The 12,285-nt window shown below is 64.1% G+C and carries 5 protein-coding genes; 2 read left to right on the top strand and 3 right to left on the bottom strand.

From position 1 onward, the window contains the following. The 3 genes from AC1DSF_RS17290 to AC1DSF_RS17280 form a co-directional block, all read right to left on the bottom strand. The gene (locus tag AC1DSF_RS17290; RefSeq protein ID WP_478125673.1) at nucleotides 1-1,920 is read right to left on the bottom strand and encodes a PAS domain-containing hybrid sensor histidine kinase/response regulator; all 1,920 of its coding nucleotides are present in this window, start codon (nucleotides 1,918-1,920) and stop codon (nucleotides 1-3) included. 79 nt (nucleotides 1,921-1,999) lie between these two features. Further along, entirely contained in the window at nucleotides 2,000-4,240 is a 2,241-nt protein-coding gene (locus AC1DSF_RS17285; RefSeq protein WP_478125672.1) for a response regulator, read from the bottom strand. 53 nt (nucleotides 4,241-4,293) lie between these two features. Then, nucleotides 4,294-9,774, bottom strand: a complete 5,481-nt coding sequence (locus AC1DSF_RS17280) for a HAMP domain-containing protein (protein ID WP_478183164.1) — start codon at nucleotides 9,772-9,774, stop codon at nucleotides 4,294-4,296. A 300-nt stretch (nucleotides 9,775-10,074) separates the two neighbouring features. Between AC1DSF_RS17280 and AC1DSF_RS17275 the strand changes: the two genes are divergently transcribed. Together AC1DSF_RS17275 and AC1DSF_RS17270 are read left to right on the top strand one after the other, a co-directional pair. Then, entirely contained in the window at nucleotides 10,075-11,325 is a 1,251-nt protein-coding gene (locus AC1DSF_RS17275) for an ABC transporter substrate-binding protein (protein WP_478125670.1), read from the top strand. A 78-nt stretch (nucleotides 11,326-11,403) separates the two neighbouring features. Next, nucleotides 11,404-12,279 (top strand): branched-chain amino acid ABC transporter permease, encoded by an 876-nt coding sequence (locus tag AC1DSF_RS17270; RefSeq protein ID WP_478125669.1) that lies wholly within the window; start codon nucleotides 11,404-11,406, stop codon nucleotides 12,277-12,279. The last annotated feature ends 6 nt before the right edge of the window (nucleotides 12,280-12,285 follow it).

The following is a 12,285-nucleotide window of genomic DNA, read 5'->3' as shown; positions in this document are numbered from 1 at the left end:
TCAGGGCGGTGCAACCCGCTGGAGCAATGCAGTGAGCTTGTCGATGTCGACAGGCTTGGTGAGGTGAGCGATGAAGCCCGCGTCGTAGCTCGCCTCGCGGTCCCGCTCCTGCCCGTAGCCGGTCACCGCGATCAACGCCGGCTGCTTGAGGATCTCGGTCTTGACCCGCCTTGCGACTTCGATGCCGCTGAGCCCCGGCAGGCCGATGTCCAGCAACACGACGTCCGGCGAGTGCGTCTTGATTGACTCGAGCGCCTGGTTGCCGTCGTGTGCCAGGCTCGCGTCATAGCCGATGGCTTCGAGCAGCATGTGCATCGTCTCGGCGGCGTCGCGGTTGTCGTCGACGACCAATATCCGCGATCTTCGCTTTCCGGAATCATCCTCATCATCGGCAATGTGCGGCGCAGCGACGCTTGGAAACTGCACGACGAATTCGGCCCCCTCGCCCGGCTTGCCGCTGCTGAAGGCGCTGACGACCCCGCCCTGAAGCGTCACCAGTTGCTGCACGAGGCTGAGTCCCAGCCCGAGGCCGCCCTTGGTGCGGGCCAGGTCATCTTCCCCTTGCACGAACAGGTCGAAGATCTGCTTCTGGTCCTTCTCGAGGATGCCGGGGCCGTCGTCGCGCACCGAGATTTCCACCGAGTTCCCGAGGTCGGCGAGGCGCAATTCGACGCGCCCATCCGGCGGCGTGAACTTCGCCGCGTTGGTGAGCAGGTTGGAAACGATCTGGACGATGCGGGCGTGGTCGCCAATCACCCACGGGTCGGAATCGCCCATGTCCACCTTGAATGCCTGCGACTTCGCCTCGCACAGCGGCCGCGCGGCTTCGGCAGCCTGGTCGAGGGCATCGCGCAGCCGCACCGGCTTCGCCTCCAGGTGGATCTTGCCGCTGGTGATTCGGCTGACGTCCAGCAGGTCATCCACGAGCCGCGTCAACTGCTTGAGCTGGCGCGAAACGATATCCTGCGTTTTCTCCACCAGCCTGGACTCCGTCTTCTCCCTCGCCAGGAGCGCCATCGCATTGGAAATAGGCGCGAGCGGGTTGCGAAGCTCATGGCCCAGCATCGCCAGGAAGTTCGTGACACGCTTTCCCTCGTCTTCGAGCGTGATGATCCTTCGCCGTTCGGTGAGGTCTCGCGTGACCTTCGCGAAGCCGATGTGCCGCCCCGAAGGATCATGCAGCGCCGTGATGACGACGCTCGCCCAGAAGCGGGAGCCGTCCTTGCGAATTCGCCAACCTTCGTCTTCGAGGCGGCCGTCGCGCATCGCGATCTTGAGTTCCTGGGCCGGCCATCCTCGGGCAACCACCTCTTCCGGATAGAAGATCGAGAAGTGCTTGCCAATGATCTCGGTCGCGGCGTAGCCCTTGTTGACCTGCGCGCCGAGATTCCAGCTGATGACCCGGCCTTCCGGGTCCAGCATGAAGATCGCGTAGTCCTTCACGCCCTCCACCAGCAGCCGGAAGCGTTCCTCGCTCGATCGCAGCAAGTCCTCTTGCCGGCGGTGCTCCGTGAGGTCACGGGCGACGTGGGAAAAGCCGCGGAGCTCGCCCTCGTCGTCGACCACCTTCGTGATGACGAAGCTGGAAAGAAAGCGGCTGCCGTCGTTGCGGGTTCGCCAGCCTTCGTCTTCGAAGCGGCCGTGTTCGAGAGCCACCGCCAATTCGACCTGCGGCCGGTTTCGCACAACCAGATCGGCCGGATAGAAAAAACCGAAATGCCGCCCGATGACCTCGTCCCGCTCATACCCGTGCAACAGCCGCGCCCCTTCGTTCCAGGAGAGGACGTGGCCTTCCGCATCGAGCATGAAAAATGCGAAATCCGCCAGCGCATCAACCATCAGGCGATAGTCGCGGTCGCTGACCGTTTGCAAGTCGGATGAGTTCGTGGGAGCCGAGGCGCGTTCGATAGGCTGTTTCATAAAACAAGAGGGGACTCAAGAAACACTACCGGGTCTTGCACCAAGGCGCAATCGGACGGGGCGTACAGACCAGTCGGATTCATTCAAGGCGCAGGCCTTCGGCGCTGCCCGCCGCGCCGGACAATCCGGGCGCGGCAGCCTCACCCCGAATCGCCTGCCATTCGTGGATGCAGGCGAGCAAGACGTCCGGATCGGCGGGCTTGACGAAGTGATGGTCAAACCCCGCCTCGCGGGCGGCCTGCCGATCGTCGTGCTGGCCGTAGCCGGTCAGCGCGATCAGCAGCAAGCCGTCTCCGACAGGCAAGGTCCGAAGTCGGCGCGCGACCTCGTAGCCGTCGATCAAGGGCAGCCCGATATCCACGATGGCCACCGCGGGCCGAAACTCGCGCGCTTCGATCAGCGCCCGCTCGCCGTCGGACGCGACCCGAATCTGGTGCCCGTCCAGTTGAAGAATGGCAGCGACCACCTCGGCCGCATCGCGGTTGTCGTCCACCACCAGAATGCGCTCCAACCGCTTGAACGGCACCGGCTCGGTTGTCGTTTCAATGACGATGGCTTCCGGCGCCGGTGCCCGCACCGCTGGCAGCCGCACCGTGAAGACGGAGCCCTTGTCCTGCCCCTCGCTGGAGACGTCGATGTCGCCGCCGTGCATCAGCGCGAGACGGCGGGCCAGTGTCAGCCCGACTCCCAGTCCACCCTGCGAGCGGTCCAGGCCGCGCTTGCCCTGCTCGAAGAGTTCGAAGATCCGCGGCAGCAGTTCGGGGTCGATGCCCATGCCGTGATCGCGCACCGAGACGACGGCCACGTTCTTCTCCGCCCTGCAATGCAGCACCACGGAGGTCTCGTCGGGGCTGTACTTGGATGCGTTGTGCAGCAGGTTGGCGAAGACCTGCGTCAGCCGGGCGAAGTCGCCGTTCAGCCACACGGGCTCGGCCGGCACGTCGATGGTGAGCTTCTGACGATGGCTGTCGAAAAGGCCATGGACGGTCTCCACGCTTTGCGCGATCACCTGCCTGAGATCGATGCGTTCGCGCTTCAACGCGAACTTGCCCTGGCTGATGCGGCTCACGTCGAGCAGCTCCTCGATCAGGCGCGTCAGTTGGCGCAGCTGCCGGGTGGCAATGTCGAGCGCCCAGTTGACCTTCGGGTGCGGGGCCGCGGTGCGACGCACCACCTCCACCGCCATGTGAATGGGCGCAAGCGGATTGCGAAGCTCGTGCGACATCATCGCGAGAAATTCATCCTTGCGTTGATTGGACGCCTGGAGTGCCTCCTGCGCAGCCATGCGTTCGATCGCCTCGTGCTGCAGCACGCGAAACAGACGCGCATTCTCGAAGGCGCTTGCCGCGCGCGCGGAGGTTTCCTCCAGCAGCGCCGCAAGCACCGGGGGCTCCCAGGCACCGCCTGATGCGGGCGCGAGAACCAGCAATGCGCCAAGCACCCGGTCACCGAAGCACACGGGCATTGCGACCGCCAGGTCGGGCGCGGTCCAAGGCAGGCTCGAATCCAATCCAAAGGCGCCGGGCCCGAGCTTTTGCAAGGCGCATTGACTGACGACCCGGCCGCCGCGCGATTCGAGAACTTCGTCCAGCAGTTCGCAAACCCGCGGGTCGAGTCGCTCCTGCCGGCCGCCTTCAACGTGCAGTTGGCCGCCGGCAGCGACCGCAACGACCACTTCGCGCGGGCCGAGGTCGGCGTCGACGAGTTGCACGAGGCCCAGCGTACCGAGCTCCGATGCCAGCAGTTCGGCGCACTGGCGAGCGGCGGCATCGACTTGCAACGAGCCGTTGAGCACGCGGCTCGCCTTCGCGAGAAAAGCGGATCTCCTGTCGTTCTCCTCGGCAACGCGCCGCGCCGCTTCGGCCGCGAGCACCGCCGCGCGGCTGTCCGCCTGCCGCCGGATCTGGCGGTTCATGAGGTAGAGCGAGACGAAGACGCCCACCTTGCTGCGCAGCATCTCGGGCACGACCGGCGAGAGGATGTAGTCGACGGCACCGAGCGAATAACCGCGCGCCGTCTGCAACTCGTCCGCGTAGGAAGTCACGAAGATGATCGGCGTGTGCATCGAACGCGGGTGCTTGCGGATGAGCGTCGCGGTCTCGAAGCCGTCGATGTCGGGCATGTTCACGTCCAGCAGGATGACCGCGAACTCGCGCCTGAGGACCTCACGCAGCGCGGCAGCACCGGACTGGACCTGAACCAGTTCCTGCCCGAGGTCTTCGAGCACCGTATGGAACACGAGCAGCTTCTCGGGCAGGTCATCGACGATGAGGATCGCCGCCCTCTCGTCCGTGGGGTCCGGGAAGCGTTCGTCCAGCATTGCGTCCTCCCGATTGGCTATTAGGGCTATTTGGGCTATTTGAGTGACTTGGGCTATTTGCATAGCCAGCCTCTCAGCACGACGAAAAGGTGCGCCGTGTCCACGGGCTTGGACAAATAGTCCCACGCACCCGCCTCGATGCACTTCTCGCGATCGCCCTTCATGGCCTTGGCCGTCACCGCGATGAGCGGCAAATGCCTTGCGCACTGGAGCTTGCGCAGCTCGCGCATGGTCTGCATGCCGTCCATCTCCGGCATCATGATGTCCATCAGCACGGCATCGATTCCGGGGTCCTCCTGCACGAGCTGGATGGCATCGCGTCCGTTCTCGGCCGACACCACGACCATCCCCCGCTCTTCCAGCACCGTGGCGAGCGCGAAGATGTTGCGGATGTCGTCGTCGACGATCAGGACCTTCTTGCCGGTCAGGATCTTCGACGTATCGTTCGCCACTTCGACGGCTGCGCGCTCCTGGTCGGTCATGGACGCGATGCCGCGATGCAGCAGGAACGCCGTCGCATCGATCAGCCGTTCGAGAGAGTCCGCCGTGCGCAGCGTCGCATCATGATGGAAGTAGTCCCACGGAGGCTTCGGCGCCGCCGGGGAGGTTCGATACAGCAGGATCGGCAACTGGCGCGGCGACGATCTGTTGTCGAGGTATTCGGCCAGATCATCCGAACTGAAGTCCGGCAGCGCGCCGTCTGTGACGAGGCAGTCCATGCGTCCCGCCGCGAACTCCTGGCGCAACGCCTCGCCCGTCTCGACCACCACAGGCTGCAGGTCGCCGCACCGGATGGCGGAGATGTACTGCTCGCGCACCGGCGACGGCTGCAACGCAACCACCAGGCGCTTGGTCGTCGTGAGCACCGATTCATGCAGCTGCCGCAGCGCGACTTCCACTTCGTCGATCGACTGCAAGGGCTTGGCGATGAAGGCGATGGCGCCTGAATCGAGCGCGCGTTCGCGCGAATCATCCGTCGACACCACGCAGATCGGAATATGCCGCGTCGCCAGGTCGGCCTTGAGCCTGTCGAGAATCCGCAAGCCCAGCATGTCGGGCAGATGGATGTCGAGCGTGATGAGTGCGGGGCGGTAGTCGCGAATCAGCGCCAGAGAGCCCGCGCCGCTCGGGCTCACGAGGCCCTTGAACCCGCAGTTGTGGCCCGCCTGGAGCAGCATCTTCGCGAACGCGAGGTCGTTCTCCACGATGAGCAGAACCATCTCGCCGGGCAGGATGTTGTCGCGGTCATCATCGGCCACGTTCAGGGCAGCCGGAGCCGGTTCCTCGCTGGGCTCCATGGCCTCGCTTAGGACGGAAGGACGCACGAGCTGCAACGCAGGCCGCCGCTCGGCAGCGGGTGTCGGCCCCGGCTCGAGCAATGCGCTGCGGCCGGAACGCAGGCTGCGCGACGGGCTGTAGCTCTGCGGCAGATACAGCGTGAACGTGCTGCCTTCGGTCGGGGCGCTGATCAGGCCGATCTCGCCACCCAGCAGCCGCGCGAGCTCCCGACTGATGGCGAGGCCCAGGCCGGTTCCGCCGTATTTGCGCGAAGTCGATCCGTCCGCCTGCTGGAAGGCTTCGAAGACGATCTGCTGCTTGTCGGCTGAAATGCCGATGCCCGTGTCCGACACCGAGAACTTGATGACGCGGATGGCGCGATTGAGCTCCTCATTGCCCGCGCTCCAGCCGGAGCTCGCAGTGGCGACCGACAAGACGACCGAGCCGCGATGGGTGAACTTGAACGCATTCGACAGCAGATTCTTCAGGATCTGCTGCAGCCGCTTCACGTCGGTCACGATGGTCTCGGGCAACACATCCTGTGCGCGGATCTCGAAGCCGACGTGCTTGGCTTCGGCCACGTGCCTGAAGCTGCGTTCGACGGAACGCTCCAGGTCGTCCAACCGCAGTTCGCTCACTTCGACCGCCACGGTGCCGGACTCGATCTTCGACAGATCCAGGATGTCGTTGATCAGCATCAGCAAATCGTTGCCCGACAAGTGGATGGTCTTGGCGAATTCGAGCTGCTTGGCCGTGAGATTGCCGTCGCTGTTCTTGCAGAGCTGGTCCGACAGGATCAGCAGGCTGTTGAGCGGGGTGCGCAGCTCGTGCGACATGTTCGCCAGGAATTCGGACTTGTACTTGGACGTCAACGCCAGCTGCTCGGCCTTCTCTTCCAACGCCTGGCGCGCTTGTTCGACTTCGCGGTTCTTGCGCTCGACCTCCTGGTTCTGGTGCACCAGCAAGCGGGCCTTTTCCTGCAACTCCTCATTGGTCTGTTGCAGTTCCTGCTGACGGCTCTGGAGTTCTTCGGCGAGCGACTGCGACTGCTTGAGCAAGTCCTCCGTGCGCATGTTGGCCGAGATCGTGTTGATCACGATGCCGATCGATTCCGTGAGCTGGTCCAGGAAAGCCTGGTGGGAAGGATTGAACCGCTCCAGCGAAGCCAACTCCATCACGCCGCGCACTTCGCCTTCGAAGACGATCGGCAGCACGATCACGTCCATGGCCGCGCTCTCGCTCAAGCCGGTTGCAACGCGGAATGCACCGCTCGGCACATTGGTGAGCAAGATCTTCGACTTCTCGACGGCGCACTGGCCCACGAGACCCTGCCCGAGCTCGATCTCCTTGCCGTGCGTATTCAGCCCGCCCGACGCATAGCTGCCGAAGAGCTTGAGCCTGGCGGCGCCGTGGCCACCGGTCAGCACATAGAACTCGGCCTGCTGCGCACCGACCACCGGCGCCAGTTCCGACAGGATCAGCTGGCCGACCGTCAGCAGATCCTTCTGACCCTGCAGCATTCGACTGAACTTCGCCAGATTGGTCTTGAGCCAATCCTGCTCGGTGTTCTTCTGCGTCGTGTCCTTCAGGTTTCGGATCATCTCGTTGATCGTGTCCTTGAGCGCCGCGACTTCGCCCTGCGCCTTCACGGTGATCGAACGGGTCAGGTCGCCCTGCGTCACCGCGGTGGCCACCTCGGCGATGGCACGCACCTGTGTCGTGAGGTTGGCCGCGAGCTGATTGACGTTCTCCGTGAGCCCCTTCCACGTGCCGGCCGCACCGGGGACCTTGGCCTGGCCGCCCAGCTTGCCTTCCACGCCAACCTCGCGCGCGACCGAAGTCACTTGGTCCGCGAAGGTCGCGAGCGTGTCCGTCATGCTGTTGATCGTCTCTGCGAGCGCCGCGATCTCGCCCTTCGCTTCGACGGTGAGCTTCTGCTTCAAGTCGCCCGTGGCGACGGCGGTAACCACCTTTGCAATGCCGCGCACCTGGCCCGTCAGGTTGCCGGCCATGAAGTTCACGTTGTCGGTCAGGTCCTTCCACGTGCCCGACACGTCGCGCACCTGCGCCTGTCCGCCGAGCCGGCCTTCGGTGCCCACCTCCCGGGCCACACGCGTCACTTCGGCGGCAAAGGACGAGAGCTGGTCCACCATTGTGTTGATGGTCGCCTTGAGCTCCAGGATCTCGCCCTTCACGTCGACGGTGATCTTCTTCGACAGGTCGCCCGCCGCAACAGCCTTCGTCACGTCGGCGATGTTGCGAACCTGCGAAGTCAGGTTCGACGCCATCAGGTTCACTGAATCGGTCAGGTCCTTCCACGTGCCCGCCACGCCTTGCACATCGGCCTGGCCACCCAGGATGCCTTCGGTGCCCACTTCGAGCGCCACGCGCGTCACTTCGGCGGCGAACGACCGGAGCTGGTCGACCATGGTGTTGACGGTGTTCTTGAGCTCCGAGATCTCGCCCTTCACATCCACCGTGATCTTCTTCGACAGATCGCCCGCCGCCACCGCGGTCGTGACTTCCGCGATGTTGCGCACCTGCGAAGTCAGATTGCCCGCCATCGAGTTGACCGATTCGGTCAAGTCCTTCCATGTGCCGGCAACGCCTTGCACATCCGCCTGGCCACCCAGCTTTCCTTCAGTGCCGACCTCGCGCGCGACGCGCGTCACCTCCGCCGCGAACGACGAGAGCTGGTCCACCATCGTATTGATGGTGTTCTTCAGTTCCGAGATCTCGCCCTTCACGTCGACGGTGATCTTCTTCGAGAGGTCGCCCGCGGCCACCGCAGTCGTCACTTCCGCGATGTTGCGCACTTGCGAGGTCAGGTTGCCGGCCATGAAGTTGACCGACTCGGTGAGGTCCTTCCATGTCCCCGCAACACCCTGCACGTCGGCTTGCCCACCGAGCTTGCCTTCCGTGCCCACTTCGCGCGCCACGCGCGTCACTTCGGCGGCGAAGGAGCGCAGCTGATCGACCATCGTGTTGATGGTCGCTTTCAGTTCGAGGATTTCGCCCTTCACGTCGACCGTGATCTTCTTCGACAGATCGCCCGCGGCGACCGCCTTGGTCACGTCGGCGATATTGCGCACCTGGCTCGTCAGATTGCCCGCCATCGAGTTCACCGAGTCGGTCAAATCCTTCCACGTGCCCGCGACGCCCTGCACGTCGGCCTGTCCGCCGAGCTTGCCTTCTGTGCCCACTTCGCGCGCCACGCGGGTCACTTCGGCGGCGAAGGAACGCAGCTGGTCGACCATCGTGTTGATGGTGTTCTTCAGTTCCGAGATTTCGCCCTTGACGTCGACGGTGATCTTCTTCGACAGGTCGCCGGCAGCCACGGCCTTCGTCACGTCGGCGATGTTGCGCACCTGGCTGGTCAGATTGCCCGCCATGGAGTTGACGGAGTCGGTCAGGTCCTTCCACGTGCCCGAGACACCTTCGACCCGCGCCTGCCCACCCAGAGAGCCTTCGGTGCCCACCTCCCGCGCGACGCGGGTCACTTCGGATGCGAAGGATCGAAGCTGATCGACCATCGTGTTGATGGTGTTCTTCAGCGTCAGGAACTCGCCCTTCACGTCCACATCGATCTTCTTCGAGAGGTCGCCCTTTGCCACCGCGGTCGTCACGTCGGCGATGTTGCGCACCTGATCGGTCAGGTTGCCGGCCATGGAGTTGACCGAGTCGGTGAGGTCCTTCCACGTGCCCGCCACGCCCTTCACCTTGGCCTGCCCGCCGAGCTTGCCTTCGGTGCCCACCTCGCGCGCGACCCGCGTCACTTCCGCCGAGAAGTTGCCGAGCTGCTCGACCATCTTGTTGATGGTCTTGGCGGTGCGCAGGAACTCGCCTTCCAGTTCGCGGCCCTCGACTTCGAGCGCCATGCTCTTGGAGAGATCGCCCTGCGCGACGGCGCCGATGACGCGCGCCACCTCAGTGGTCGGGTGGACGAGATCGTCGATCAGCGCATTGACGCATTCGACCGACTGCCCCCAGAAGCCGCGGCTTTCCGTCAGGAGCGCGCGCTGCTTGAGCTTGCCTTCGCGACCGACGACTCTGCGCAGCCGGGTGAGTTCAGCGGCGAGATTCGCGTTCTGTTCGACCACGTCGTTGAAGACCTCGGCGACTTTGCCGGCGATGCCGGTCCAGTGCATGGGCAAGCGGACCTTCGCGTCTCCGATTCGCAGCCGTGCGAGAGCGTCGAGCAACAGCTCGAATTCCTCCTGGGGAGCCGCGATCGAAAGTGTTTCTGGAGCATTCATTCTTGTCCTCTCTCTGCACACGGATCCCCTCGCCCCCGGGGCTTCGCCGGCGGCGCCTGTCTTTGTGGGAAACCGCCCACTATTGCGTACGCCGACTTCGTCTGTAACGTACGACAACCGATGCGTGCGGTAGGACCCAACCTACATACAGAGGCGGTGTCGATCCCTTGCGCTGGGCTGAAGTGGCTTCGGCGCCGGAGGCATGAGGGTAATCATCGAGTCCCTTCGCGAGCTCGTCTGCTTGCCAATCAACCAGCGATATGCAAGATTGTGTCGGCTCGAAACACATAAGGAGACATCATGAAAAGGTACTTCCTTGGTGGACTCAGCCGTGTCGGCGCCGCTGCAATGATCGCGAGCGGCACACTGGCGACGTTCAGCGCGGCGTTTGCCGCCGATCCGATCAAGATCGGTGTGATCGCGGAGGCGCAGGCTGTTGCCGGCTCTTCGATTGCACCGGCGGCCCAGCTCGCGGCCGAAGAGATCAACGCCAAAGGCGGCGTGGACGGCCGCAAAGTCGAGATCGTCGTCTACGACGACCACTCCTCATCGGCGGAGGCCGTGCGTGCCTTCCAGCGAGCAGTCAGCGAAGACAAGGTCAACGCCGTCATCGCCAGCTATGTTTCCGAAGTCGTGCTGGCGCTGGAGCCTTGGGCCGGGCGGCTCAAGACGCTCATGATCACGCCGGGCGCGGCGTCCGACGTGATCACGCAGAACATCGCCAAGGACTACGAGCACAACAAGTACACGTTCCATGGCTATCTGACTTCGAGCGCGCTCGCGGGCCTGGTCTGCGACGCCGCCAAGGACCTGCTGGTCGAGCCGCACAAGATGAAGACCGCGGTCATCATGAGCGAAGACGCCGCATGGACGACACCGCTGGACGCCGGCTACGAAACCTGCCTGCCCAAGGTGGGACTCAAGGTTCTCGACCATGTCCGCTTCTCGCCCGACACGACGGACTTCACGCCCATCTTCAACAAGATCGAGGCGCAGAAGCCGGACGTCATCATCACCGGCATCTCGCATGTCGGCACGCAGCCGACGGTGCAGTGGAAGAGCCAGCAGGTGCCGCTGCCGATGCTCGGGATCTCGTCGCAAGCCACCAATTCGACCTTCTGGGCGGACACCAACGGCGCGACGGACGGGGTGCTCTTCAATGCGGTGTCCGGTCCCGGTGTGCCCGTGACGCCGAAGACGCTGCCCTTCGTGGCCGCCTACGAGAAGAAGTACGGCAACTCGCCCGCCTACTCCGGCTACACCGCCTATGACGAGGTCTACATGATTGCCGACGCGGTACGCCGCGCCAAGTCGACCGACAGCGACAAGCTCGTGACCGCGATGGAAGCCACCGATTACGTCGGCACCATCGGCCGCATCGCCTTCTTGCCCAAGGGCAATCCGCACGTGCATGGCCTGAAGACCGGCAGCGGCTACATCACGGGCCTGATGCTGCAATGGCAGGACGGCAAACAGATCAACATGTGGCCGAAGAACCTGGCCAACGGCCAGATGAAGTTCCCGGCCTTCGTCAAGCTGCCGGCGAGTTGATCGCGTGGGCCTGGCCTTCGTCCTCAGCCGTGCGCCTGCCATGCGCCGCCCACCGCAAGGTCCGGCGGTGGCACGCGCATGATCTTCTGGCAGATCCTGGTCGATGGCTTCGCCATCAGCGCGCTCTACGCCCTGGGTGCCACGGGCTTCACGCTGATCTTCGGCGTCTCTGGCGTACTCAACCTGTCGCACGGCGCCATCATGGTTGCCGCCGCGGTCGGCGCCTGGGCAGCGGCCAGCGTGCTGCATGTCGGCAACTATGCGGCCGCACTGATCGGCATCGCGGTCGGCGTCGTGCTGGCTTTCGCGACCTACTTCGTCACGGTGAGGCCCATTCAACGCTCGCGCAAGATCGCTGAATCCGAGAAAGAAATCTTCATCCTCACCGCGACGCTGCTGTGGGGAATCATCGTGCAGGAAACGGTCGCCTACCTCTTCACAGACAACGCGAAGACCGTACTGCCGATCGTCGAAGGCACGGTGCCGTTTCTGGGTGTGCGAACGCCGACCAACGAGTTCTTTACGGCAGCCGTCTGCTGGCTGGCCATCGGCCTGCTCTGGCTGCTGGTCAACAAGACGCGGCGCGGCAAGGCAGTGCTGGCCGCATCGATGAATGCGCGCGGGGTCACTCTGCTGGGCATCGAGTTGTCGAGCATCTATCTCACGGTGTGGCTGGTGTATGGGCTGCTGGCTGGCATTGCCGGCATCCTGCTGGGCATGTTCCTCGGCGTGAGTTCATACAGCGTCGGTCCGCTGACGGCGAGCGCCTTTTCGATCGTGGTGCTCGGAGGCCTCGGCAGCGTCTCGGGCTCGTTGATTGCCGCCTATGTGGTCGGCTACCTGGAGACCGTGACCGCCTACATGATCTCGCCCGCCTACCGAACCATTCCGTCGCTCATCCTGCTGATCATCGTCATGTACGTGCGGCCCCAGGGGCTGTTCGGGCGGAGGTAGCCAAAG

This window comes from Variovorax sp. 01N429 (genome assembly GCF_056399425.1).
Note: the sequence above shows the minus strand (reverse complement) of the source record. Positions and strands in the feature narration are given on the sequence as shown.